Raw genomic sequence first — 25,188 nt, 5'->3', positions numbered from 1 at the left:
GGATTGTCCTCGTGAGGAGGATCGCCGGCGGCCGTGGGCTGCGCTACACCACCATCATCGCGTTGGTCGCGGTGCTGGTCGGTGGCGTGTATGTGCTTTCCGCAAAAGCAAATAACCGCACCATCGTCGGCTACTTCACGTCTGCCGTCGGGTTGTATCCCGGCGACCAGGTCCGGGTTCTCGGCGTCCCGATCGGCAAGATCGACTCGATCGAACCGCGTCCGTCCGACGTGAAAATCACGATGACGGTGCCCAAGGACGTGAAGATCCCGAAGGACGCCAGGGCGGTCGTCATGTCACCGAACCTGGTGGCGGCGAGGTTCATTCAGCTCGCCCCGGCCTACACCGGCGGGGCGGTGCTGCCCGATGGCGGCAGCATCGACCTGAACCGCACCGCGGTCCCGGTGGAATGGGACGAGGTCAAGGAAGCGCTGACTCAACTGGCCGTTTCGCTGGGTCCGACGACCGGATCGATGCAGGGGCCGTTGGGCGCGGCGATCAACCAGGCGGCGGACACGTTGGACGGCAAGGGTCAATCGTTCCACAGCGCGCTGCGAGAGCTTTCGCAAGTCGCGGGCCGACTGGGGGATTCGCGCAGCGACATCTTCGGCACGGTCAAGAACCTGCAGGTTCTGGTCAACGCGTTGTCGGCGAGCAACGATCAGATCGTGCAGTTCGCCGGAAGCGTCGCCTCGGTGTCGCAGGTCCTCGCGGACAGCTCGCGGCATCTGGACAACACCCTGGGCACGCTCAATCAGGCACTGTCCGACATTCGCGGTTTCCTGCACGAGAACAACTCGACTCTGATCGATACGGTCAACCAACTCAACGACTTCAGCAAGACGTTGAGCGACCAGAGCGACAACATCGAGCAGGTGTTGCACGTCGCGGGCCCCGGTATCGCCAACTTCTACAACATCTACGATCCGGCGCAGGGCACCCTGAACGGCCTGCTGTCCATCCCCGAGTTCGCCAACCCGGTGCAATTCATCTGCGGCGGTTCCTTTGAAACCGCCGGCGGGCCACGGGCACCCGACTACTACCGGCGCGCCGAGCTGTGTCGCGAGCGGCTGGGTCCGGTGCTGCGCCGGCTGGCGGTGAACTACCCGCCGGTCATGTTCCACCCGCTGAACACGATCACGGCGTACAAGGGCCAGATCATCTACGACACTCCGGAGACCAAAGCCAAGGCACAGACGCCGATTCCGGAGCTGACCTGGATACCGGCCCAGGGTGTCCCACCGCCCGCCGTTCAGAACCCGGCCGACCTGCAGGCGCTGCTGGTACCGGCGGCCCCGCAGACCGGCGCGCCGCCGGGGGCACCGGCCGTCGCACCCGCTCCGGGTCCGGGCCCCGGCTCCGCGTTCGGCCCCCTTCCGGGTCCTGCGCAAGGACCTGCCGCTGGGCTGCAAAACGGTCAGGGGTCCGGCGGATGAGGCGAATCGGGTTGCGCGGCGGCGCATTAGCGGCAGGCAGCGTGCTGCTTGCCGGCTGTCAATTCGGCGGCCTGAACTCGCTGTCGATGCCCGGCACCGCCGGTCATGGCAGCGGCGCCTTCTCCGTCACCGTTGAAATGCCCGACGTGGCGACGTTGCCGCAGAACTCACCGGTCATGATCGACGATGTCACGGTCGGCAGCGTCGCCGGTATCGCTGCCGAGCAGCGCGCCGACGGATCGTTTTATGCCGCAGTGAAATTGGCGCTGGACAAAAACGTCGAGCTGCCGGCCAACGCGACTGCGACGGTCGCGCAGACCTCCTTGCTGGGTTCGCTGCACATCGATCTGGCCGCGCCGAAGGGCAAGCCGGCGACTGGCAGGCTGACCAACGGTTCCAAGATCTCGGAGGCCAACACCGGCCGCTTCCCGACCACCGAAGAGGTGTTCTCGGCCCTTGGCGTCGTGGTCAACAAGGGCAATCTCGGTGCGCTGGAAGAGATCACCGACGAGACTTACCAGGCGGTGGCGGGCCGGCAGGGCCAGTTCTCCGGCTTGATCCCCAGGCTGGCGGAATTGACGGCGGGGCTCAACCGGCAGGTCGGCGACATCATCGATGCGGTCGACGGTTTGAACCGATTTTCCGCGACCCTGGCGCGCGACAAGGACAACCTCGGCCGGGCGCTGCAAACCCTGCCCGAGGCGCTCAAGGTGCTCAACAAGAACCGCCAGCACATTGTCGAGGCGTTCGGCGCGCTGAAGAAGCTGGCGACGGTCACGTCGCACGTGCTGTCCAAGACGAAGGTGGACTTCGCCGAGGACCTCAAAGGGCTGTATTCGGTCGTGAAGGCGCTCAACGACAACCGGAAGAATTTCGTCACGTCGATGCAGTTGTTGCTGACGTTCCCGTTCCCGAACTTCGGTATCAAGCAGGCGGTGCGCGGCGACTACCTCAACGTGTTCACGACCTTCGACCTCACCTTGCGCCGGCTCGGTGAAACGTTCTTCACGACGTCGTACGCGCTTGATCCGAACATGATGCACATGTCGGAGATTCTCAACCCGCCCGACTTCTTGACCGGCGAAATGGCCAACCTGTCCGGACAGGCGGCCGACCCGTTCAAGATTCCGCCCGGCACGGCAGCACAGTAGGGGCGGGCAATGATAGACAAACTCACCAGAATCCAGCTCTGGATTTTCGCGGTGATCACCGCGATCACGCTGACCATCATGGCGATTTTCTACCTGCGGCTGCCCTCGACTTTCGGCATCGGAACCTATCTGGCCAGCGCCGACTTCGTCGCGGGCGGCGGCCTGTACAAGAATGCCAACGTCACCTACCGGGGCGTCGAGGTCGGCAGGGTGGCGTCGGTGGAGCTGAACCCCAATGGCGTCACCGCCGAAATGCGGCTGAACAGCGGCACTCCCATTCCGTCCAACGTCACCGCCACCGTGAAGAGCGTGTCGGCCGTCGGTGAGCAATACGTCGACCTGGTGCCGCCGAAGGATCCGGCAACGACGAAGTTGCACAACGGGTCTCGGATCGATCGGGCGCACACCCGGATCGGCCAGGACGTCTCCGATCTGTTGAAGCGGGCGGAGACGTTGGTCAACAGCCTTGGTGACACCAAGCTGCGCGAGCTGCTGCACGAGACGTTCCAGGCGGCCAACGGGTCGGGCCCGGAGCTGGCCCGACTGCTCGAATCGGCCCGGTTGCTGGTAGACGAGGCCAACGCCGACTACCCACAAGTCTCGCAGTTGATCGATCAGGCGGGCCCGTTCCTGCAGTCCCAGATTCGTGCCGGCGCCGACATCAAGTCGCTCGCCGATGGGCTGGCTCGGTTCACCTCCGAGGTGCAACACGCCGACCCGCAGCTTCGCTCGACGCTGGCCACCGCACCAGACGCGATCGACGAGGCCAACACCGCGTTCTCCGGTATCCGCCCCAGTTTCCCGGCGCTGGCCGCCAGCCTCGCCAATCTGGGCCGGGTCGGCGTCATCTACCACAAATCGATCGAGCAGCTCTTGGTCGTTCTGCCGGCGCTGTTCGCCGCGATCACCACGGCCGCGGGCGGCACCCCCCAGGACGAAGGCGCGAAGCTGGACTTCAAGCTCGACCTCAACGACCCACCGCCGTGCGCCGTCGGCTTCCTGCCCCCGCCGTTGATGCGAACGCCGGCCGACGAGACGGTGCGCGAGCTCCCGCGAGACATGTACTGCAAGGTCGCGCAAAACGACCCGAGTACCGTGCGCGGGGCGCGCAACTATCCCTGCCAAGAATTCCCCGGCAAACGGGCACCGACGATTCAGCTGTGTCGCGACCCGAAGGGCTATGTGCCGGTGGGACGTAACCCATGGCGCGGTCCGCCGGTCCCGTACAACACGCCCCAGACGAATGGGCTGAACACGTTGCCGCCCAACAAGTTTCCCTACATCCCGCCGGAAGCGGAACCCGATCCGGGTGTTCCGATCGTCGGGCCGCCCCCTCCAGGCGTGGTGCCGGGCCCGGGGCCGCTGCCCAACCACCAGCCCGCTTACGCCCCGCCACCGCCCAACGACAGCGGGCCGCCGCCGGGCAACCCGTCGTGGATGCCGCCGGGCGTCCCCCCAGTCCCGCCGATACTGCCGTATCCGAAGTGGCTGCCACCGCCATCACCCCCACAAGCCATGGCGCCGCCGGCTGCTCCGAGTCTGTCGACGCCGGCCAGCGGCCCCGCGTACACCACCTATGACGAGACCACCGGCGCGTTCAGGGATCCGGCAGGAGGCACTGGTATCTTCGCGGCCGGCACGAACACGTCCAGCGCCGAGAATTGGGTGGACCTGATGCTTGATCCAAGGCCGATGTAGTGGCCTCGGCAACCAATGGCGAATCAACCACGCCCCAGCGTGCACGTCGTCGCGCAACGCGCGCGGCGGGTCCCGCCACGAGCGAGTCGAGCACCACGACCGAGGTTGCGCTCAAGGCTCCGCCCACCCCGAAAATGCCACCGGTCAAACGCGTCCAGGCCCTCAAGACGATCAAGCCGCCACCACGGCGTCGGCCGAATGGTCGCATGGTCGGCTGGATTTCGTTCGCCGCCGCGGTGTTGGCGATCGGCGCGCTGGCCGGCAGCCTGACCGCCTTGCTCGTCTCCCAACGGCACGCCGAGGCGGCGCAGGCCCGCGACCAACGCTTCGTCGACACCGCCACCCAGACTGTCGTCAACATGTTCAGCTACAAGCAGGACAACATCGACGACAGCGTGAACCGGTTCTACAACGGCACCAGTGGACCGCTGCGCGGCATGCTCGGCGCCAACAACAACATCGAAAACCTCAAGGCCCTGTTCCGCTCCACCAACGCGACATCCGAGGCAGTGATCAACGGCGCGGCTCTGGAAGGCATTGACACGGTTACCGATAACGCCTCGGTGCTGGTGTCGGTCCGCGTCACGGTGGCCGACATCGATGGCGTGCACAAGCCGTCCATGCCGTACCGGCTGCGGGTCATCGTGCACGAGGATGAGCAGGGACACATGACGGGTTACGACCTGAAATACCCCGACGGGGGCAACTGATGCGGTGGCCCCGGTTTCTGATCGCCGCCGCGGGATACCTCGCGGTCGTCGGCGTTGTCGGGTTGTCCGCGGCGGCCGGCTGGTTCTACTGGGAGCGGGTGGAGATCCGCGGCGAGCAGACGGCGCGGGCGGTGTTGCCCCAGCTGGCCGCCAAAGAAGTGCCCGCGGTTTTCGCCTACGACTACCAGACCGTCGAACGCAGCCTCGCCGACGCGTATTCGATGCTGACGCCGGACTATCGCCAGGAATTTCAGAAGAGCGCCAATGCGCAGATCATTCCCGAGGCGAAGAAGCGCGAGGTGGTCGTTCAGGCCAATGTCGTTGGCGTTGGGGTCATGTCGGCCAAACGCGATTCGGCGTCGGTGATGGTGTACATGAACCGCACGGTTACCGACAAGTCGCGGCAGCCGCTTTACGACGGCAGCCGGTTGCGGGTGGACTTCAAGAAGATCGGCAACAAATGGCTGATCAACTACATCACGCCGATCTAGCCTTCAGTAGCAGATCGCAATGTTGTTGCACTGCAGGGGATAACGCTGGACGGGGCTAGGCGGCGGCCCGATCAGCTGCAGCGAGAACGGCGTCTTTTTCATCGCCGGTTCCATGCCGCAGACGGCGCCGTGCATCGTGGTGTGGGTGCCGCTCATCGATTCATCACTGAACGCAAAGGTCTCGGTGGACGGAGCGGTGCCGCCGCCCGGGCATGACACACCGTCCGCCTTTTGAACCTTGAAAGTCCACAGCATGCTGGACATCCGGGCCCGGCCGCTGAAGTTCTGCAGCTTGTCGGCGGCCGAGATCTGTTCGGGCGTCGAGCTCACGATGTTCAGCGCACATTGCATCGCGAAAACGATCGGGTCGTTGTAGTCGTTCATGTTACGGGTTCCCGACGGCTGATCGCACAACGCCGAGATCGTCCAGGTAGCTCCGGATACACCCGCCTCGTTGTAGGTGTACGTGCCGTCGGCCGGCGGTCCGAGCGCGCGCGCCGGATTATCCGACTCCAGCGCGATTCCGATTGCGACGGCTGAGAAGACGCCGGCTCCCGCGGCCAGCGCGCGACGCATTTTCACATCGACCTCCCTTCCGGCCTCCCCGTTACGCTGCATCGAGTATCACAGCGTTTCGGCGCCAGCACCATGGGTCCGCCGCCGCTATTTCGTGCCCGGCGGATGCGCCTCGGCGAGGGCGTCGAGAAAGGACCGCGCCCAGCGATCCACGTCATGAACGAGCACCTGGCGCCGCAACGCCCGCATCCGGCGCCGCCCCTCGTCGGCCGGCTGGTTGAGCGCCGCCTCGATCGCGTCCTTGACGCCCTCGAGGTCGTGCGGGTTGACCAGGTAGGCCTGGCGCAGTTCTGTTGCGGCGCCGGTGAATTCGGACAAAACGAGCGCACCGCCCAGATCGCTTCGACAGGCGACGTATTCCTTGGCCACCAGGTTCATGCCGTCTCGCAGCGGGGTGACCAGCATGACGTCGCTGGCCACGAAGAACGCGATGAGTTCGTCGCGAGGAACGGATCGATGGATGTAATGCACCACCGGATGCCCGACTTCGGCGTATTCGCCGTTGATGTGGCCCACTTCGCGTTCGATGTCGTTGCGCAGCAGCTGGTAGCTCTCCACGCGTTCGCGGCTCGGCGTGGCCAGCTGGACCAGCACGGTGTCGTCGCGTTTTATGCGCCCCTCGGCCAGCAGCTCGGAAAAGGCCTTCAGCCGAACGTCGATGCCCTTGGTGTAGTCCAGCCGATCGACGCCGAGCAGGATCTTGCGGGGATTGCCCAACTCCGCGCGGATCTCCTTGGCGTGGCGCCGAACGTCACGGTGTCGGGCTACCTGGTCAAGCGCGCCGGAATCGATTGAGATGGGAAAGGCGCCGACTCGAACGATGTGGGATTCCAGCTGCACCTCACCGAACCGAGAGCGAACACCGACGGCTCCGCGAGAAGTGTTGGCGCCCACCAGTCGCCGGGACAGGATCAAGAAATTCTGCGCGCCACCGACCAGATGGAAACCGACCAGATCGGCGCCGAGCAAGCCCTCGATGATCTCGGTGCGCCAGGGCATCTGCATGAACAGCTCTACCGGTGGGAACGGGATGTGCAGGAAGAAGCCGATGGTCAAATCCGGCCGCAGCGTGCGCAGCATCTTCGGGACCAGCTGCAATTGGTAGTCCTGGACCCACACCGTCGCGCCGCGGGCGGCGGCACGGGAAGTGGCCTCGGCGAACCGCTGGTTGACCTCGACGTAGCGGTCCCACCATTCGCGATGATAGATCGGCTTGACGATGACATCGTGGTACAGCGGCCACAGCGTCGCGTTCGAAAACCCCTCGTAGTACTGGGCGACGTCCTCGGCGGACAGCCGCACCGGGTAGAGGTGCAGTTCGTCTTGGGTTATCGGCTGGTCATCGACGTCGACTTCCTCGTCGACCACCCCCGGCCAGCCGACCCACGCCCCGCTGCGCTTGCGCAGCAGCGGCTCCAAGGCCGTTACCAAGCCCCCGGGGCTGCGTTTCCAGGTTGTGGTGCCGTCGGGAAGCCGTTCCAAATCGACCGGCAGCCGATTGGCGACCACCACAAAGTCGGAATTCCCGAAGTCTGCTGTCTTCGAGCTCCGGCCTTCCCGCGAAGCCATTTACGCGTCGAGTTTCGCCGGTCCAATACCGAGCATGGACAAGAAAACGCGGCACTCGTCAGCGTCGTTCGCGTACGCCGCGACGACCCTCCTGGCCTGGTTAGCGGTGCTGTCGGCCAGCGGCTCGACATCGCCGATTTCGCCAGGATCAGATTTCGTAGGCATGAGACAACTCTATGCGAAGCCGATATTCGCCCGCAGCCGTCCGGTGTCGCGCCGGGCCGACGGGGTCGCGGGACCCGGTTTGTCGGTAGCGCGCACCCGGCCGAAACCGGTGTGAAGCCATTTGTTCATGCAAAGAACTGGAATCGTTAAGAAACGCCGAATCTTCCCCCAGGTGGGATGCGGCGGCCGGCCCGTGCCGACAGCTGAGCAACGCGCCGGATTTAAATCCGAAGATTCGCATTCGGCAGATTCCGGATGGTGGTTTTCGAGGGCGCCCTGGCGAACGTTTGCGGTCGGTCTGGCGCCCGCGTGTCCGGTGGGCTCAGTGCGGGTCCCAATTGACGTTCGGGCAACGCCTCTAGGTGGGCCAACGTCACCGTGATCACGGTTGCGACGTGGAAAGACGCCGCTAGACGGTGGTGTCCGGGGGTCGCTTCGCGGTAGCCTGCTGGAGGCCGCACCTGTCTGTCTACTGACTGATGTCCAGTTGTTCAAAGGCAAACCAGGATGTCACCGCGACAAAGGCATTATCCTAAGCCGCAGTGCGCCGCATTTTTGGCGTTGCGGTGACGTCTAAGACTTCGGGAGAAGAACAATGGCTCTCACGCCGGCCGATGTTCACAATGTCGCGTTCTCCAGAGCGCGCATTGGGAAACGTGGCTATAGCGAGCAAGAAGTCGACTTGTTCATCGACCTGGTTGAGCAAGAGCTGATTCGCCACATCGAAGAGGACGCCGAGCTGCGTCACCGCAACGCCGAGCTGCGCAACCGGGATGGGGGTCTCAAGAAGCGGGAAGCCGAGCTGGCCCAGCGGGAAGCCATCCTGCACGAACACGAATCCAAAGTCCGCCGGCACGAAGTCGAGGTTCGCAAGCACGAGGAACAGCTTCGCCACCAAGAGGCCCAGCTCGTCCACCGGGGAACGCCGCTTCCCCAGCAGGTCGCCCAGCTCCGCTACCGGGAAGCCCAGGTTGCGCAGCGCGAGGCCCAATTCGCCCAGCACGAGGCAGAAGTCGCGCAGCACGAAGCGCAGCTCGCCCAGCGCGAGTCCGAGCTGCGCCGCCAGGAGGCCGAGCTCAATCAGTGGGCTTCCGAGCTGCGCGAGCAGGAGGCCGAGCTCGAGCAGCACGAAGCCCGGCTCGCGGAGCGGGAATCGGAGATCGAACAGCACGAGGCCGAGCTGCATCACCTGCTGGAGCAGCCGCACGCGGTGGCCTCCGGCGCGGAGGCCACGACCAGCCAGATGGTGCGACAGCAATTGCGGGCAGTGCCGCCGGTCGCCGTCAATGGCGCAGCGCACCTCGAGGAGACGCGCGCGGTCGCCGCGGTACACGGACGCCATGACATGGAGCGGATGGCGATCCGCGCGGTCACCGACACGCTCGGCAATACGCTGACCGAGACGGTGCATGAGCGGACCCGCCGCAGCGACGGCGCCGTGGCCTCGGCCGACGAGGAATTGTCCGAACTCGACCGATTGAAGGAAGAGAACGCGGAACTGGCCCGTTCGCTGGGCCTGCTCAAATCCGCCGCCGCTTTGTTGGCGGCCGCGCTCGACCGGCCGTAGCCCGGCCGGCTGTCGCTCAGCCGACGGCGACCAACCCAACTCGGAGTCACTTACACACTCGCCGTAATGTGTAAACAAGGCGGATTCAACGACGAACGAGGTGGGCCGAATGACAGTCTCCGAGGAAGCCGACGCCGCGGCGGCCAATGCCAGTGCTAACGAGCTGGTGGCATACGAGACCCTCGACGAGGGTCGCATCGCGCGGATCTGGCTCAACCGGCCCGAGGCCCACAATGCGCAGAGCCGCGGTCTGCTGGTTCAGCTCGACGAGGCGTTCGGCCGGGCGGAGGCCGACGACACCGTCCGGGTGGTGATCCTGGCGGCGCGCGGCCGGAACTTCTCCGCCGGCCACGACTTGGGCTCCGAGCAGGCCCTCGCGGAGCGCGCACCCGGGCCCGGCCAGCACCCGAGTTTCCGGTCACGCGGGGCCACACTCGAGCCGATCATGGAGAAGCTGTACCACCAGGAGTGGCACTACTTCTTCGAAAACACTTGCCGCTGGCGTGATTTGCGCAAGATCACGATTGCCCAGGTGCAGGGCAACGCGATCTCGGCGGGTCTGATGCTGATCTGGGCGTGCGACCTGATCGTCGCGGCCGACAACGCGAAGTTCAGCGACGTTGTCGCGGTCCGGCTCGGCATGCCGGGCGTCGAATACTATGCTCACCCTTGGGAATTCGGTCCGCGTAAGGCCAAAGAACTGCTGCTGACCGGTGATTCGATAGACGCCGATGAGGCGCATCGGCTGGGTATGGTGTCGAAGGTCTTCCCGGTCGACGAATTAGAGGAAAAGACACTGGAATTCGCGCGGCGCGTCGCCGAACGGCCCACGATGGCGTCGCTGTTGATCAAGGATTCGGTCAACGCCGCCTCCGACGCAATGGGTTACACCGAGGCGCTGCGGCACGCATTCCACGTCCACCTGCTGGGGCACGCGCACTGGGCCGCATTCAACGAGAACAGGTGGCCGGTCGGCCAGCCGCCGCACGTCGAGGACTGGCGTGACGCGAAGCCGACGAAGGTCGCTCGCCGCGACACGCCGTAGCGGCCGTCGTCCCGCCTAACGAGACCCGGGGTAGCGATATTCGGGCCGGGTGCTGCATGCTTCTATAGCTAGAACCTGTTCCAGTTTGAGAGGGCCCTCGTGCAGCTATCTTTCGAAGACCGGACGTATCTGATCACCGGCGGCGGCAGTGGGATCGGTAAAGGCGTGGCCGCCGGGTTGGCCACGGCCGGGGCTTCCGTCATGATCGTCGGTCGCAACGCCGACCGGCTCGCGGGCGCCGTCGAGGAGGTCCAGAAGCTCGCCGACAGTGCCGGCAACGGCGGCGCGATCCGCTACGAGCCCGCCGACGTCACCAACGAGGACGAGGTGGCCCGGGCGGTCGACGCCGCCACGGCGTGGCACGGTCGGCTGAACGGTGCGGTGCACTGCGCGGGCGGCTCGTTGACCGTCGGCCCGATCACCCACACCGACTCGGAGGCGTGGCGAAACACCGTCGACCTCAACGTGAACGGCACCATGTACGTGCTCAAGCACGTCGGGCGCGAATTGGTGCGCGGCGGCGGCGGCTCGTTCGTCGGGATCTCGTCGATCGCGGCCAGCAACACCCACCGTTGGTTCGGGCCCTACGGCGTCACCAAGTCGGCGATCGACCACATGATGATGCTGGCCGCCGACGAGCTCGGGCCGTCCTGGGTGCGGGTCAACAGCGTCCGCCCCGGCCTGATTCGTACCGATCTGGTGGACGCCGCCGTCATTCAGTCGCCCGAGATCAGCGGCGACTACGCCCTGTGCACGCCGCTGCCGCGGTGCGGGGAGGTCGAGGACGTCGCCAACCTCGTCGTGTTTCTGCTCAGCGACGCGGCCGCCTGGATCACCGGGCAGTGCATCAACGTCGACGGCGGCCACATCCTGCGCCGCGGCCCGGACTACTCCTCGATGATGGTGCAGATGTTCGGCGAGGACGCCCTGCGCGGAGTGGTCCCGAAATCATGAACAGGCTCGAGGGCAAGCGGATCCTGGTGACCGGCGGGGCATCGGGGATCGGCCAGGCCACCGCGTTGCGGTTGCTGAGCGAGGGCGCCAACGTCGTGGCCGCCGACATCTCGGCCGACGGTCTGAGCACCACCCGGGCCGGCGCCGACGAGGCCGGCACTGCGCAGCGGCTCACCACCATGCCGATCGACGTCGGTGACGAGGATTCCGTGATCGACGGCGTGCGCTTGGCGGTCGAGAAGCTCGGCGGCCTGGATTCGCTGGTCAACGCGGCCGGCATCCTGCGCGCCTGGCACACTCACGAGACCACGCTCGACCAGTGGAACCAGATCATCAACGTGAACCTGACCGGTACGTTCCTGGTGGTCCGCGAAGCGCTGCCGGCGCTGCTGGCGAATTCGCGCAGCGCGATCGTCAACTTCAGCTCGACCTCGGCGTCGTTCGCGCATCCGTATATGGCGGCCTACGCCGCGAGCAAGGGCGGAATCCAGGCTTTCACCCATGCCTTGGCGCTGGAATACGCGAAGAACGGCCTGCGCGCCGCGTGCGTTGCGCCGGGCAGCATCAAGTCCGGGATCACCGACGCCACCGGCGGATACATCCCGAAGGACGCGGACTGGTCGCTGTTTCCGCGGCTGATGCCGATCCTGCCGACCACGACGGAATCCAGCGGCGCGGGGATGGCCGGGCCCGAGGCGGTCGCCGGCGTGATCGCCATGCTGGTGTCCGACGACGGAGCCTGGATCACCGGCACCGAGATTCGGATGGACGGCGGCACGCACGCCTGAGGCGCGGCTAGTTGACGCACGGCACGCCGCCACCGTCGATCGGCTTGCCCTGATCGGGTGTCGGATAGGTGCTGGTGCCGTAGCCGTAGCTCGAACTGCTCTTGCTCGACGTCGTGGTGGTGGACGACGAGGACGAGGACGTGTAGGAATCGTCCATCGATTCATCCGGCGTCGGCATCGTGAAATTGGTATCCACGACCACCCGGACATGGCCCGGCTCGACGCTGGCGTCGGGCTGCTTGGGGGCGTCCAGGTTGAGCAGGTTCGCCAGGTTCTGCGCGTCGGTCTCGGCGCCCGCGCCGTACTGGATGGACGTGGTGCCCGGATCGAACCAGGTGCGGTCGCGGACGGTGCCGGGGGTGTAGCCGTACTTCCTCAGCGTGCGCGATACCTGGCTGGCCAGCCCGCTCATGCTGCCGGCGTTGACCACGTCGACGACGGTCGACGGATTGGGTTTGGCGGCGGTCGTCGACGATGAGCTTGTCGGAATGTCGGAGCCGATCGCCGATGCCACCTCGGCCTTGATCGCGGCCGGGTCGATGATGTTGACGTCCTGGCCGTTGATGTTGTCGTAGCGAACCACCGGCAGTGTCCGGAACTCCACCTGGTTTGCCGCTGCGCCGCCGGCGATTTCGCCCATCCGGCGGAACATGTCCTCGTCCCAGCCGGCCGACAGCACGACGTCTTTGCGGGCCACCGCCATCAGGCTCTTCATCTTGTCCAGGTTGGTGAAGGTGCCGGCATCCTGCAGCTCACGCATCACCGACGAAATGAACGCCTGCTGCCGGTGCGTACGGTCCAGGTCGCCGTTGTCCAGGCCATGACGTTGCCGGACGAAGGCCAGCGCCTCGGAGGCATCCAGCCGCTGCGGACCGGCGGGGAAATCGGCGCCGGAATAGGAGTCGTAGACCGCGTGGTTGAGGCACACGTTCACCCCGCCCAGGCTTTGCGCCAGATCGTAGAAACCCGCCAAGTTGACCTCGGCGAAGTAGTCGATCGGAACCCCGGTCAGGTTGCGCACCGCGCGCAGGGTCGCTGCCCGGGCGGCCTCGCGGCCTTTCGTCTCGAGTTCTTTCTGGCTGCTCACGCCCTGGTTGGCGAGCTTCTGGGCGACGTACTGCTTGGTGAGGCCGTAGGCCTCTTTGATCTTGATGTGGTTGTAGCCCGGAACGCCGTTGAACGGCACCCAGTCGTCGCGGGGAATCGAGAAGGCGACCACTTTGTTGTCGGCACCGACGTGCACGAGGATCAGGGTGTTGGTGTTGTAGCCGCCGTCGTCGGAGTCGCCGGCGTGCAGCTGCTTCAGGATCGAGTTGGGCAGGTCGTTGCCGTCCTGATCTTTTCGGGAGTCCAGGCCGATCAGCAGGATGTTCATGTTGTCCCCGCTGGATCGCGGATCGTCGGGGCTCAGCGCTTGCGAGACCGTGATGCCGCCCAGCGCCCCGTGCGCCACGTAGTAGCCGGCTCCGGTCATCAGCACCGCCGCCGTAGACACCAGCGTCATGAATGCCCGCGTCACCCCTCTGCGCAGCGGCGAGGGTTGGCGGACCGCTCGATGGCGGCGATGGGCGCCGCCGGAGCGTGCCATCAGAAACCTCGACCCTTCACCCGCGCACCACGGCAGACCGCGTCGGCGGTTTGCGGTGATGCGGCGAAAAGCATGAGGTCAAGTATGCGATAGCTATCTGAGAGGGCCCCTATAAAGGCGGGCGCGAGCGACTCACTGTGGCCTTTCTCACTCGCCAGAATCACCGTTCGCAAACTTCCCCTACCTGCGTGTTTTGGCTACCATGCCCCGAGTTTGGGGTTTGTGAGCGTCGCGGGCCGGGCTCGGGAGGAAAACATGGCCGACGAGATCGATTCCGACTCGTCACCGCACGGAGACAATGCCGACCCGAAGGCGTCCGAGAACGGGTTTCGGCAGGTCTGGCGGAAGATTCCACCAGCTGTCCGGACCCTGGTGCCCCTCGTCTTGTTGGTGGCCCTGGTGGTCGTCGGCTTCTACAACTGGGTTAGGCCGCCGCGAGGTGATTGGTCGCACCTGCCGGGCCGACTTGTTTGCCAGGTGCAGTCCGGGACCCGCCCGCCACCCGCGGTCAAGGTGGCCTCGGTCGCTGTTACACATCCCCGGGCAACCGTGCTGCAGCTCGTCGTGCGCTTTTCCCGACCGCTGCCGGCGTCGCCGGGCTATCGGTTGACCTACCAGCTCGCGAACAACGGGACCCCGTTCGCCGTGCTGGATCAGCAGCAGGGCCGAGACGAATTGCTGATCCGCGACGTTCGAAACACCGGGGACTACGTCCGGGAGGACCTGGGTACCCATGCCCATCTGACGGCGCCCGATGTCGTCGAGATGACGCTGAACCTAACGCAATTCGGCATCCAGAGAGAGTTCGTGAATCCGGCGCTCACGGTCGCATCTGCGCTCGACGCGCCGCCAGTCGAACCGGTGACCTACGCGTTGCAGATCTGCCATGGCTGATAAAGCCGTTGCGGCAGAGGGCTAACGAGCTCTTTCGAGATCCTCGCCCGAATGATAGAAGACTTGGATGTTCGAGCCGGTGGCGATTTCTGCGAGGTATACGCCCAGCGGTTCAACCTCGTAGTAGTAGTGAACGTAGCCTTGCTTATCCAACGTCGTGGCACACGTGAGGCCCGGCGCCCCGCATCGTTGCTTGGTGGGCAGCGCGAAAACACCGATTAGCAGCATGACGATGATCGCGACCAAGACCGGGGCTCTGTTCACGATGTGCCTCGTTTGCACGGAGAACGTCACCGATGGAGTGTAAGCGCAACGTTGAGTAATCCCGGGGAAGTAGGGTCTGTCAGCTATGGCGCGTGCAACCTCTGACAACCCACCGCCGTCGCACACTCGGGTCGAGGTGCTCGGCAACATCGGACCCAACTGGTTCGCCTCGGTGATGGGAACGGGAATCGTTGCGATCGGCGGCGCCACGTTGCCGTTCCACGTGGTGGGGTTGCGCGCCTTTGCCCAAGTCGTGTGGGTCATCGCCGCCGTGCTGCTGGTGGTGCTGATCGTGGTGGTGGGCAGCCACTGGCTGCGCCACCCGACGGTGGCCCGCGGCCACGCCCGCAATCCGCAGATGGCCCACTTCTACGGCGCCGCGCCGATGGCGCTGATGACCGTCGGTGGGGGAGCGATGGTGGTCGGCAGGGATCTGATCGGCGCGCGCATCGCCGTCGACCTGGACTGGGTGCTGTGGACCGCGGGCACCGTCGGCGGACTGTTCACCGCGGTCACCATTCCGTTCTTGATGTTCACCCAGCACGATGTGGAACCCGACGCGGCGTTCGGGGGCTGGCTGATGCCGGTGGTCCCGCCGATGGTGACCGCGGCGATGGGTGCACTGCTGCTGCCACACATAGCCGCGGGCACCGGCCGGCAGACCATGCTCTATTTCTGCTATGCGATGTTCGGGTTGTCGTTGCTGGCCTCGTTGAACATCATCGCGATGATCTGGAGCCGGCTGGTCCTGTACGGCACCTCGGGCACCGCACGGGTGCCGACGCTGTGGATCGTGTTGGGACCGCTTGGCCAATCCATCACGGCCGCGGGGCTTCTCGGGACGGCGGCGCTGCACGGCTCCATCGAGCACGACGTGGCCGAGGACATGAATGTGTTCGCCATCCTCTACGGCGTTCCGGTCTGGGGCTTCGCGGTGCTGTGGATCGCGCTGGCCACCGCGCTCACGGTGCGTACCTTGCGGCGCGGGATGCCTTTCGCCCTGACGTGGTGGAGTCTGACGTTCCCGGTCGGCACCTTCGTGACCGGGACCTCGCAGCTCGCTGCGCACACGCACCTGCCCGCTTTCACGGTGGCCGCGGCTATCGCCTACGCCGGCCTGCTCTTCACTTGGCTGTTGGTGGCGGTCCGCACCGCGCGGGGCAGCCTGCGCGGCAATCTGCTCAAGCTGCCGCCCAGCAGCGCACCGATCAAGGCCCACAAGGAGCAGGTGTCCTGAGCAGCGATGAGCAGGCGATCAAGACAGCCACTGCCGATCGTGAGACCTAGTCCGCCGCAAGCATTTCTCTGGCCGCACGCTCGCCGGACTGCGCCGCGCCGCTGACGCAGTGATACGAATACGTGCACGTATCGACACCCGCCCAGTGCACGCGTCCCACCGGTTCGCGCACTGCCGGACCGAATCCGGATCCCGTCCAGACGCCGGGCCCCAGGCAACCCGCGAAGTCCCCGCGTGTCCATTCGTCCATCGACCAGTTGAACTCGAAGTAGGAATCGGGCTCCGGGTTCTGCGGTGAGACCGCCGGGAAGGTGATCCGTTCGGACAGCTGTGCGCCGTCGGCCCCGAAGCGATGCGATATTTCCTTTAACACCTGGGCCTTTCGTTCGGCGCGGGTCAGCCGATTGAAGTCGCGTGCCTTGTCGCCGGCCACGAAGACGCTCATCAGTCCGGGCTTGTCGTTGGTCTCGTCGAATGCGCTTTCGCGCGCGTTGGGGCTGTAATCGCCGGCGTAGATGGAGATGGATTCGCCGACCAGGCCGCGCTTGCGCCAGAAGGCCTCGTCGTAACAGAGCCAGATCTTCCAGAAGGAGCCCGTCGGCACCCGGTGCTGCAACTGGGCGCGGTCCGGCGGCAGGATCGGATCGAAACCGATGAAGTTCGTCATCGAGATGTTCGTCGCTACGACCACGCGGCGCGCTCGTACGCTGACGCTCTCCGTGCTGACCGTGACACCGCTTGCGTCCTGGGTGATTTGGCGGACCGGTGAATCCGTGTGGACGCTGTCCGGAGCCAACCTGGCCACTATTCCATCGGCAATCTGCCGCATTCCGCCGCGGACACGGTATTGCTGTGCTTGGCCCGGGGCCTGGCCGCTCATGTTGAACAGCTTGCTGCGGTAGGTCTTGAGCACGAAAAGCCAATGCAGCAGCGAACATGCGCCGAGTTCTACGCCCGTGTATCCGACGATCGCGGCTCCTAGGAGCGCCTTGGCGTCCTTGGTGAGGATGTTCAGGTCGAACCACGACTGAACGGTCATCTGGTCGGCTTCACGGGTCGTGCTGGGGCCCAGACTGATCGTGAACGGAAACTTGATGTCGTCCCACGGTGCTTCGGGATTGACGACCTCCGACATCTTCTCCATGCTCAGGATGGCCTTGCCCAAATCCAATTTCGCGGGCATGGAAATCGGCGGCAACGCTTTCAGCGGGTTGGCATCGTGGGCGTCGTACTCGTGGACCTCGTTCGAGGAATCCACAAATACCGTCTTGCCCTGGTCGTATTGCGGGTAGACCTCGACGTCGAGCTCGTCCGTCAGCCGCCGGACGTCGGGCTGTGCCGCCGCGTCGGCCACCCACTGTCCGCCGATCTCGAACAGCGTCCCGTCCGAGAGTTGCGCGCTCCAGGTGCGACCGCCGATGCGCGGCGAGGCCTCGAGCACCGTCACGGAGTGCCCCGCTTGATGAAGGCGGTACGCAGCGGTGAGCCCGGCGTATCCCGCACCGACGACGCAGAAATCAGATTCGAGTGCAGACATCGTTGTCCTCTCGCCCGCGCAAGGCTCGACCGGAAAACTGTACGCGGACCAGGCGGTTGACGGATGACGATTGCGACAGTTTCCGGCAAACGCTGACGCGCGCGTAAATGTCGGGCGCCCAACGTGTTGCAGATTTGCCGGCGCCGCGTGACCACGCCGCCGACGGTGCACCGTTTTGATACACCGGCCCGCTGGGTGGCAACGTTGAACCGGATCAGCCGGGACCGCGGCAGATCACGCGTCCCGCTAGAGGAACGGAGCAGCGCATGCGCGCTGAAGAAGGCGACGAAACCGTCAACGACTATGCCCGAGAAGGCAAGCAAACACACGACCGGATCGAGGAAGCGCGGCGAGCGGGAAGCACCCTGGGGCGGGTTGCGCAGCGGATCGCCAAGTTCTTTCGCGGTGAACACGATTCCCCGGGTGGCCAGGACTGAGCGAGGTCGTCTTACGATCTCCTGATGACGACGGCTCCTGAACAGTTCTCCATCGCGGGGATGGGCGGTATTCGGATTGCCGCTGACCGTCAGGGCGACCCCGGTTCACGGGCCGTGGTGTTCTTGCACGGCGGAGGGCAGACCCGGCGGTCCTGGGGCCGGGCGGCCGCCGCGGTCGCCAAGCGCGGCTGGCAGGCCGTCACGATCGATTTGCGGGGTCACGGCGAGTCGGACTGGTCCAGCGAAGGCGACTATCGCGTGGTCAGCTTTGCCGCCGACGTGCAAGAAGTGTTGCGCGGGCTGCCCCCGAAACCGGTGCTGGTGGGCGCCTCGTTGGGCGGATTCACCTCGATGCTGCTGGCCGGGGAGATCTCGCCCGGCATCGCCAGCGCCGTCGTACTCGTCGACATCGTTCCCAACATGGAGCAATCGGGGGCGAATCGCATTCACAACTTCATGGCCGACCGGGTGGAATCCGGATTCGCCTCGCTGGAAGAGGTCGCCGACGTGATCGCCGAATACAACCCGCACCGGCCCCGGCCCACCGATCTCGACGGCCTGACCTCCAACCTGCGCCGCCGCGGCGACCGTTGGTATTGGCATTGGGATCCCCAATTCATCAGTGGCACTGCGGCTTATCCGCCCTTCGAGGTCACCGACGCCGATCGGATGCACAACGCCGTCGAGGCGATCCTGCGCGGCGGAGTGCCGATGCTTTTGGTTCGTGGCCAGGTGAGCGATCTGGTCAGCCAGGAGCGCGCGGACGAATTTCTCGCGCGCTTTCCCCAGGTCGAGTTCACCGACGTGCAGGGGGCGGGACACATGGTCGCCGGTGATCGCAACGACGTTTTCGCCGGAGCCGTCCTGGATTTTCTGTCCCGTCACGTCGACGCGGGCTAATGACCCGTCCTACTTCCGCCCGCTCACGGCGACCCGGGCCAGCGCAAACACGTAATAGTGCCGGCGCCGCTGTGACCAGGTAGCATCCTGGCCCGACAAGAGGAGATCGGCGTGGTTGGAGCGCGAGGGTTGGGGCTGTTGGTCGCCATGATGACGGCGGCGACGGTGTTCGCGAATACGGCGGCGGCAGAGGCGCCGCCGATGCCGGGCGTGCAGGTCGATGACGAAAGTAGCAGCTGCACAGCGGGTTTCGCGGCACAGGGTGATGATGGCAGCTACTACTTGCTGACCAGCGGCCACTGCGACGCGCACGACGGCTCGGTATGGACCTACGGCCCCAGCATCCCGCTCGGATCGATCACCGTCAGCGAGAAAGAAGTCGACAAGCGCGACGCCGCGATCATCCGCCTCAACCCGGCTGTCGGTGTCCCAACCGGTGGTGTCGGTGGCATGTCCGTCCGAGATGTGTTGAGCAGCAACCAACTTAAGCTGGGGGAGCCGTTCTGCAAGTTGGGCGGCGTCACTGGGGAAACCTGCGGAACGATCACCGAGATAGACGGCAACGTGGTCGAAGCCAGCGTGTACAGCCTGGGTGGCGACAGTGGGAGTCCCGGCTACGTGAAGAACGACGACGGGACGGTGAGCGCGGTGGGCATCTTGATGTCCTCACCGGAGGGTGACGACAACACCACGTACTTCACCCTCGTGCAGCCGCTGCTGGGCAAGTGGGGACTCCGCATTCTGCCCTGACGGGTGCGCGCAACACCTCGCGGTTTCGCCGGGCTCGGTATTGGGTACAAGCCGGTCCGGCATCTTGCGTACGGACCCGTGCTGCCCGGTAGGGTCCCTAGGTGTCGACAGCGGCAAACGTGAAGGTAGCGACACCAGCGGCACGAAGGAGTGGGCGGTGAAACGTGCGATTGTGATTGGCGTGGCCGGCGTGGCCATGGTGGCCGCAAGCTGTACCGGCTGTTCGACCAACAAATCCAACACCGGCGCATCGAGTACCGCGGCCGCACCGGCCGGGCCCCAGGTCATCGTGGACGGACAGAAGCAGAACGTCACCGGCCCGGTGACTTGCACGCCGGCCGGCGACAACATCAACATCGGCATCGGTGATGCGTCCGCCGGTGTGGGTGCGGTCGTCAGCAACGCCAACCCGCCCATCGTCCATGCGGTCGGTTTAGGCAATGTCAACGGCATCGCGCTCGGCTACTCTGACGCCGCGCCGAATCAAGCCAGCAACGCCGGAGCCGCGGTGGACGGCAAAACCTACGCGATCAAGGGCACCGCGACGGGTACCGACATGACCAACCCCGAGCAGCCGCAGACGGTGACCAAGCCTTTCGAGATGGACCTGACCTGCCCGTAGCGCGGGCCACCAGACGTCGTTGGGGCCGAAGCCCCAGAGGGGACGCAGCTATGTCCAAGAAGCGTGTCAGCGCGGTGGCGGTCGCGGCCGGACTGAGCATCTCCGCGCTGGGCTTGAACCCGGGGCTCGCCAACTCGGCCCCGCTCGACCCACCGCCCTGCCCGAATGGCAGCTGTCACGGTGGCCCCGGCGGACCGCACAGCCCGCAGGCCCCCGAAACCACGGCCCCGCCGGCAACCACCGCGGCGCCCGCCACTACCGCTGCACCGCAGACCACCGCTGCGCCCCAAACGACGGCCGCGCCGCCGACCACCGAGCAGCCGAGTCCGCAAACCACCGCGCCGCAAACAACGGCGAGTGCGCCGACCACCACCGCGCCCGCCACCCAGACCACGACGCCGCCCGCGAGCCAAACGACGACGCCGGCGCAACAGACCACGACACCGCCGGCCAGCCAGACCACCACGCCGGCCGAACAAACCACCACGACCCCGAGCGCGCAAACCACGACGCCCGCGGGCAGCCAGACCACCTCGCCGTCCGGACAGCGGCCCACTCGGACCGTGGTGGCGCCGAGCACCCAACCGCCGCACGAGCCGTACCAGCCGCGCGGCACCATCATGACCGCCACCGCCGAGATCGGCGGTCCGATGGACTCATCCGTCGGCTTCAGCATCGTCGGCCGCGGCGCACCGCCGCCTCCGCCGCCGCGGGGCTGGGGCTGGAACGACGGCCCGCCTCCGGGCCACCCGCCGCCACACTGGTATGGCCCACCGCCTGCAGGTGGCTGGAACGGGCCGCCGCCTCCGGGTGGCTGGAACCGTCCATGGGCCGGGCCGCCGCGTGATGTGGTTTATGCCCGCTCCGACTTCGGGCCGTTCGCCTACAACACCTTCACCGTCGTTCCGGTCTTCAACTGGCAGTTCGGCGGTTGGGGTTACTGGTTCTTCGGCGTGTGGATCCCGCTTTACTGACCACCACGAAATCCCTTAGTTGGAGCGACGATTCGTCAGGCTGGGCCGCGATGGCGGCCTAGTCACGATCGAGTTGACCAATTCCAAGACGCTCAATATCTTGGGTAGCGAGGCCATCGAGGAACTGACTCGGGCATTTCGCGAGATCGGGCACGACGCCGACGTCCGCGTCGTGGTACTGCGCGGAGCGGGCGAGCAGGCATTCATCGGTGGTGCCGACATCAACGAGATGGTCGCCCTGGACCGGTCCAGCGGCGAGGCTTTCATCCGACGTCTCGCGGGCTTGTGCGAGTCGATTCGCGAATGCCCGGTGCCCGTCATCGCCAGGCTCGCGGGTTGGTGTCTTGGCGGCGGCCTGGAAGTCGCGATCTGCTGCGATCTACGGATCGCGGAATCGGGCGCGCAATTCGGCATGCCGGAAGTGGCCGTCGGCATTCCGTCGGTGATCCATTCCGCCCTGCTGCCCGCCCTGATCGGGGCCTCGCACGCGGGCTGGCTGTTGCTGACCGGCGAAACGATCGACGCCGAGACCGCGGCCGGCTGGGGACTCGTCCACGAGGTCGTGGCCCCCGAAGACCTCGACCGCCGCATCGCCGAGCTCACCACGAAACTCAGCGGATTCGGCACAGCTGCGCTCCGCCAGCAAAAACGCTTACTCAACAAATGGTTCGATATGACCGTCCACGGGGCGATCGAAGACAGCGTCGAGCAGTTCGGTCTGGCATTCCTGACGGGGGAGCCCCAGCAGCACATGCAGGCATTCCTGTCCCGTAAGCGCGACAAGAGCTAATCGAGCCCTTCCGCGATGCGGTTGTTGCGGCTGATGCGGACAAAAACTAAGGTAAGGCTAAGCTTATAGACCGTAGGTCTCGCGTGCGACAACAACGGGAGCGATCATGACTTCTCGGCCGGAATTCTCGCTGGTTGTCGGCTACGGCAGTGACATGGGTAATGCCGAGGACGCCGCCATGACGTTCGCCGAAGCTGTCGAAGAAACCCTCGGCGTCAGCGCCACCGCGGTCGAACTCAACCAGGTTGAGCCGGCCGACCTGCAATCGGCGACTCACTTCGTCGTCGTGTGTTCGACGTGGGGCGAGGGTGAGTTCCCGGACAACGCCTCCCTGTTCTGGGAGGCGATCAGCGCCGACGGCGCCGCGCGGCTTGATCATTTGCGGTTCGCGGTGCTTGCCCTCGGGGACACCGGCTACGAACTGTTCTGCAATGCCGGTCGGCTCCTCGACGAGCGACTGGAAGCCCTGGGCGGTATCCGCCTGATGGACCGGGTCGATGTCGACGGCGTCTATGTGGCCGAGGCCGAGGCGTGGACGAATGATCTCGTCAAGCTGCTGGTGGCCGGTCGCAGCGATCCCGGTCCCGCAGTCGTCGACGCGTCGGAGCCGCGCCCGTCCGACAATGCCGAACAAGCGCGCCGCGAACGCGGCCATCCGCTCTTCGATGCGCGCATCGTGGTCAACCGGGTGCTCACCAGCACCGAGTCCGACAAGGAGGTCCGCCATTACGAGGTGGACCTCGCCGGCTCCGGAATCGCTTACCACGCAGGCGATTCCATTGCCGTGCACGCCAGCAACGACCCGATCCTGGTCGACGCGTTGCTGAGTGAACTCGGTGTGGGCGCCGACCGCGCGGTGGCCGGATTCGATGAGCCGCTTGGCACGCTGCTCGCCGACCAACTCGAGATCCGGACGCCGTCGCGAGCTCTGCAGACATTGGTCGCCTCCCGAACTCGCGATGCGGCCGTCGCCAGCGCGCTGAGTGCCGACGCGGTAGCCGGGCCGGGCTCATGGCTGTACGGCAAGGACGTGCTCGACCTGATCAGGATGGGCGAGTTGAATGTCGACGAAGTCGTCGATACCCTGCGCCCACTTCAGTCGCGCGACTACTCGATCGCGTCGAGCCCACTGGTGCACCCCGACCAGGTCCACCTGACCGTGGCGACCGTGCGCTACACGGTCGGCGATCGCCGGCACGGCGGCGTGGCGTCGACCTTCCTCGCCGAGCGCGGCGACACGGTACGGGTTCACCTGCGGCCCAACCATTCCTTCCGGCTGCCCGCGCCCGACGTGCCCATCATCATGATCGGTCCGGGGACCGGCATCGCACCGTTCCGGGGCTTTCTGCAGGAACGACAGGCGATCGGCGCGTCCGGTCGGTCGTGGCTGTTTTTCGGGGACCGGCGACGTCACTGCGACTTCCTCTACGGCGACGAACTCAACGCGTTCGTCGAGTCCGGCACGCTGACCCGACTCGACTGCGCATTCTCCCGCGACGGGGTCCCCGGAGACCCGAAATGCTATGTCCAGCACCGCATGTGGGAGAATTCGGCGGAAATCTTCAGCTGGTTGCAGGATGGCGCGTACGTCTATGTGTGCGGCGACGCCGAGCGAATGGCCAAGGACGTGGACGCGGCCCTGCGCGGCATTGTGGCCAGTGGCGGCGGGATGGACGACGGCGCCGCACACGCGTACGTCAACGACCTGATGAAAAACCACCGCTACTTGCGCGACGTCTACTGACTAGTCGGCGCCGATCGTTTGGATGCGGGCACCCAGGACTTCGGTCCACTCGGCCAGGTATTGATCGTCGGCGACCTGCGCCTGGGACTGGTGAAACAGTCTGGTGGCGAAGCGCGCGCCGAGGATGCCGTTGACACCGATCGCGGCCAGAACCTTGGCCTGTTCTTGGGTCGTTGCGGGCGCCCAAGCGGTAATCCACTCTGCCAGTTCGGTATTGAGTGTGTCGACAAGCGCGGCGTAGGCGGACGTCGTCGAGTTCGAGGTTCTCATCGGCGGCGATATACCCAGCAGGTCGTCGCGGCGCGTCTCGACACGTCACCACCGCGGCGATCATCGGCGTCGCCGGGCACGAAAACAACGGCAAACCTGCTGGGCGCGGCCATGTTTCGGCTCTTGAAACACAAGCCCAACGGAGTTCGGCCCGCCGACACCATCGACGCGGTCGACGATCGACTCGTCAACGAGCTGCTGCGCCTCGACGGCCCCGTACAAGCCGTGGCGCGCACCGCCACCCTCGACCAGATAGTGGGCGGCGTTGCCATCCACGCCGGGGAGCCGGCCGTCGCCGTCATCGGCGCTGCCAACCGCGATCCAGAGGTCTTCAGCTGGCCCAACAGGTTTCAAGTAGACCGTCCCGGGCCCGCACCGCTGACATTCGGCTTCGGACCGCACTACTGCCTGGGTGCGGCGCTCGCCCGGCTCGAAATCACCGTTGCGTTGCAACACATCCTGGCCCGCCGCCCGGTGCTTCGCAGCGATCCGATATGGCGGGACACCCCGACCATCCGGGGGCCCTTGCACTTGACGATCAGCTTCGAGGACGGCTGAAGGGCTTTGAACTGGTTTACGTGAGTACTTTCCGGGGCGCGGAATACTTCATGCAGACGGTGGTGCCGTCGGCGCGCGTGTCGATGGTGCAGTGGTCTGCCACGGCCTGCATCAACATGATGCCGCGTGATGCGCGGGCGTCGTGAGGTTGGCGCGGCACCCGTCGCCGCCAGGTGCCGCGATCGCTGACGCACACGTTGATGGTCTGCGCAGCGGGGTCGTAGCCGGCCTGAAGTCGCATGGTGCCGACCGCATCCTGAGCGTGGTAAGCGTGTTCAACGCAGTTGGCCAGCGCTTCGTTAACCCCAAGAACGATGTCCTCGTTGACCTCCGGGGAGGACTGCGGCAGCTCACGCAGCCAGCCTTGTAACGTGTGGCGCAATTCGGAAGCGGTCGCGGCGTCGGCCGCACCCCCGCAACTCAACTGCGCCGCGGTGGCGGAAACTGCAGGACCCTCAACGCTCATAAGCCTT

General features: G+C 65.7%; 27 protein-coding genes. 19 read left to right on the top strand and 8 right to left on the bottom strand.

Annotated elements, in window-relative coordinates:
- Positions 1-2 precede the first annotated feature (2 nt).
- Genes BN973_RS26635 through BN973_RS26615 form a run of 5 tightly spaced genes read left to right on the top strand, consistent with a single transcriptional unit; the run spans position 3 to position 5,486 of the window.
- Positions 3-1,436 carry a virulence factor Mce family protein gene (locus BN973_RS26635; protein WP_036471715.1) on the top strand — a complete coding sequence of 478 codons (1,434 nt, stop codon included), beginning with the start codon at positions 3-5 and terminating at the stop codon, positions 1,434-1,436.
- Positions 1,433-2,587 carry a virulence factor Mce family protein gene (locus tag BN973_RS26630; RefSeq protein ID WP_036471713.1) on the top strand — a complete coding sequence of 385 codons (1,155 nt, stop codon included), beginning with the start codon at positions 1,433-1,435 and terminating at the stop codon, positions 2,585-2,587. The genes BN973_RS26635 and BN973_RS26630 overlap by 4 nt, the downstream gene beginning before the upstream one ends.
- Before the next feature lie 9 nt (positions 2,588-2,596).
- The gene (locus BN973_RS26625) at positions 2,597-4,285 is read left to right on the top strand and encodes a virulence factor Mce family protein (RefSeq protein WP_036471712.1); all 1,689 of its coding nucleotides are present in this window, start codon (positions 2,597-2,599) and stop codon (positions 4,283-4,285) included.
- Positions 4,285-4,995 (top strand): hypothetical protein, encoded by a 711-nt coding sequence (locus BN973_RS26620; RefSeq protein WP_036471710.1) that lies wholly within the window; start codon positions 4,285-4,287, stop codon positions 4,993-4,995. Before BN973_RS26625 ends, BN973_RS26620 begins: the two co-directional genes overlap by 1 nt.
- Positions 4,995-5,486: a mammalian cell entry protein gene (locus BN973_RS26615; RefSeq protein WP_036471708.1), complete on the top strand. Its 492-nt coding sequence runs from the start codon at positions 4,995-4,997 to the stop codon at positions 5,484-5,486. The genes BN973_RS26620 and BN973_RS26615 overlap by 1 nt, the downstream gene beginning before the upstream one ends.
- Before the next feature lie 3 nt (positions 5,487-5,489).
- On the opposite strand, the gene BN973_RS26610 is transcribed toward BN973_RS26615, so the two are convergent.
- The 3 genes from BN973_RS26610 to BN973_RS31225 form a co-directional block, all read right to left on the bottom strand.
- On the bottom strand, positions 5,490-6,062 hold the full coding sequence (locus BN973_RS26610) for a hypothetical protein (protein ID WP_407067557.1): 573 nt from the start codon (positions 6,060-6,062) through the stop codon (positions 5,490-5,492).
- A gap of 87 nt (positions 6,063-6,149) precedes the next feature.
- Entirely contained in the window at positions 6,150-7,631 is a 1,482-nt protein-coding gene (locus BN973_RS26605) for an alpha,alpha-trehalose-phosphate synthase (UDP-forming) (RefSeq protein WP_036471705.1), read from the bottom strand.
- Positions 7,632-7,796 carry a hypothetical protein gene (locus tag BN973_RS31225; protein ID WP_090607062.1) on the bottom strand — a complete coding sequence of 55 codons (165 nt, stop codon included), beginning with the start codon at positions 7,794-7,796 and terminating at the stop codon, positions 7,632-7,634.
- A 595-nt stretch (positions 7,797-8,391) separates the two neighbouring features.
- Between BN973_RS31225 and BN973_RS31470 the strand changes: the two genes are divergently transcribed.
- From BN973_RS31470 to BN973_RS26585, 4 genes are all read left to right on the top strand, one after another.
- Positions 8,392-9,363 carry a DivIVA domain-containing protein gene (locus BN973_RS31470; protein WP_084163556.1) on the top strand — a complete coding sequence of 324 codons (972 nt, stop codon included), beginning with the start codon at positions 8,392-8,394 and terminating at the stop codon, positions 9,361-9,363.
- A gap of 109 nt (positions 9,364-9,472) precedes the next feature.
- Positions 9,473-10,408, top strand: a complete 936-nt coding sequence (locus tag BN973_RS26595; RefSeq protein WP_036471703.1) for an enoyl-CoA hydratase — start codon at positions 9,473-9,475, stop codon at positions 10,406-10,408.
- Between the two features lie 99 nt (positions 10,409-10,507).
- Complete coding sequence (locus BN973_RS26590) at positions 10,508-11,362, top strand: SDR family oxidoreductase (protein WP_036471702.1); 855 nt, start codon at positions 10,508-10,510, stop codon at positions 11,360-11,362.
- A complete protein-coding gene (locus BN973_RS26585; protein ID WP_036471700.1) occupies positions 11,359-12,150 on the top strand; it encodes an SDR family NAD(P)-dependent oxidoreductase in 792 nt (263 codons plus the stop codon). Before BN973_RS26590 ends, BN973_RS26585 begins: the two co-directional genes overlap by 4 nt.
- A 7-nt stretch (positions 12,151-12,157) precedes the next feature.
- On the opposite strand, the gene BN973_RS26580 is transcribed toward BN973_RS26585, so the two are convergent.
- Positions 12,158-13,738, bottom strand: a complete 1,581-nt coding sequence (locus BN973_RS26580) for an LCP family protein (RefSeq protein ID WP_036471699.1) — start codon at positions 13,736-13,738, stop codon at positions 12,158-12,160.
- A 255-nt stretch (positions 13,739-13,993) separates the two neighbouring features.
- Between BN973_RS26580 and BN973_RS26575 the strand changes: the two genes are divergently transcribed.
- Entirely contained in the window at positions 13,994-14,632 is a 639-nt protein-coding gene (locus BN973_RS26575) for a hypothetical protein (RefSeq protein ID WP_051641504.1), read from the top strand.
- 21 nt (positions 14,633-14,653) lie between these two features.
- Here BN973_RS26575 and BN973_RS26570 read toward each other — a convergent pair whose 3' ends face one another.
- Positions 14,654-14,860, bottom strand: a complete 207-nt coding sequence (locus tag BN973_RS26570) for a hypothetical protein (RefSeq protein WP_407067558.1) — start codon at positions 14,858-14,860, stop codon at positions 14,654-14,656.
- A 121-nt stretch (positions 14,861-14,981) separates the two neighbouring features.
- On the opposite strand from BN973_RS26570, the gene BN973_RS26565 reads away from it, so the two are divergent.
- On the top strand, positions 14,982-16,133 hold the full coding sequence (locus tag BN973_RS26565) for a TDT family transporter (protein ID WP_036471696.1): 1,152 nt from the start codon (positions 14,982-14,984) through the stop codon (positions 16,131-16,133).
- 46 nt (positions 16,134-16,179) lie between these two features.
- Here BN973_RS26565 and BN973_RS26560 read toward each other — a convergent pair whose 3' ends face one another.
- Positions 16,180-17,670, bottom strand: coding sequence for a flavin monoamine oxidase family protein (locus BN973_RS26560; RefSeq protein ID WP_036471694.1), 1,491 nt, complete (start codon positions 17,668-17,670; stop codon positions 16,180-16,182).
- A gap of 266 nt (positions 17,671-17,936) precedes the next feature.
- Here BN973_RS26560 and BN973_RS31465 point away from each other — a divergent pair, with 266 nt between their 5' ends.
- From BN973_RS31465 to BN973_RS26530, 7 genes are all read left to right on the top strand, one after another.
- Positions 17,937-18,107 (top strand): hypothetical protein, encoded by a 171-nt coding sequence (locus BN973_RS31465; protein WP_169718193.1) that lies wholly within the window; start codon positions 17,937-17,939, stop codon positions 18,105-18,107.
- Between the two features lie 24 nt (positions 18,108-18,131).
- On the top strand, positions 18,132-19,007 hold the full coding sequence (locus tag BN973_RS26555; RefSeq protein WP_198048964.1) for an alpha/beta fold hydrolase: 876 nt from the start codon (positions 18,132-18,134) through the stop codon (positions 19,005-19,007).
- A 147-nt stretch (positions 19,008-19,154) separates the two neighbouring features.
- A complete protein-coding gene (locus tag BN973_RS26550; protein ID WP_051641651.1) occupies positions 19,155-19,757 on the top strand; it encodes a S1 family peptidase in 603 nt (200 codons plus the stop codon).
- A 157-nt stretch (positions 19,758-19,914) separates the two neighbouring features.
- Positions 19,915-20,379 (top strand): lipoprotein LpqH, encoded by a 465-nt coding sequence (locus tag BN973_RS26545; protein WP_051641503.1) that lies wholly within the window; start codon positions 19,915-19,917, stop codon positions 20,377-20,379.
- Positions 20,380-20,429: 50 nt separating this feature from the next.
- Positions 20,430-21,353 (top strand): MAP_0585 family protein, encoded by a 924-nt coding sequence (locus BN973_RS31460; RefSeq protein WP_036471691.1) that lies wholly within the window; start codon positions 20,430-20,432, stop codon positions 21,351-21,353.
- Positions 21,354-21,372: 19 nt separating this feature from the next.
- Complete coding sequence (locus tag BN973_RS26535; RefSeq protein WP_036471689.1) at positions 21,373-22,143, top strand: enoyl-CoA hydratase; 771 nt, start codon at positions 21,373-21,375, stop codon at positions 22,141-22,143.
- A 106-nt stretch (positions 22,144-22,249) separates the two neighbouring features.
- Positions 22,250-23,887, top strand: coding sequence for a diflavin oxidoreductase (locus tag BN973_RS26530; protein WP_036471688.1), 1,638 nt, complete (start codon positions 22,250-22,252; stop codon positions 23,885-23,887).
- Here BN973_RS26530 and BN973_RS26525 read toward each other — a convergent pair whose 3' ends face one another.
- The gene (locus BN973_RS26525; protein WP_051641500.1) at positions 23,888-24,157 is read right to left on the bottom strand and encodes a hypothetical protein; all 270 of its coding nucleotides are present in this window, start codon (positions 24,155-24,157) and stop codon (positions 23,888-23,890) included.
- A 111-nt stretch (positions 24,158-24,268) separates the two neighbouring features.
- Between BN973_RS26525 and BN973_RS26520 the strand changes: the two genes are divergently transcribed.
- Entirely contained in the window at positions 24,269-24,715 is a 447-nt protein-coding gene (locus tag BN973_RS26520; protein WP_051641499.1) for a cytochrome P450, read from the top strand.
- Between the two features lie 16 nt (positions 24,716-24,731).
- On the opposite strand, the gene BN973_RS26515 is transcribed toward BN973_RS26520, so the two are convergent.
- Complete coding sequence (locus tag BN973_RS26515; protein ID WP_036471686.1) at positions 24,732-25,181, bottom strand: ATP-binding protein; 450 nt, start codon at positions 25,179-25,181, stop codon at positions 24,732-24,734.
- Positions 25,182-25,188 lie beyond the last annotated feature (7 nt).

The sequence above is a fragment of the Mycobacterium triplex genome, assembly GCF_000689255.1.
GTDB lineage: Bacteria > Actinomycetota > Actinomycetes > Mycobacteriales > Mycobacteriaceae > Mycobacterium > Mycobacterium triplex.
The sequence above is the reverse complement of the archived record's forward strand: the minus strand, read 5'-3'. Positions and strand labels throughout refer to the sequence as shown.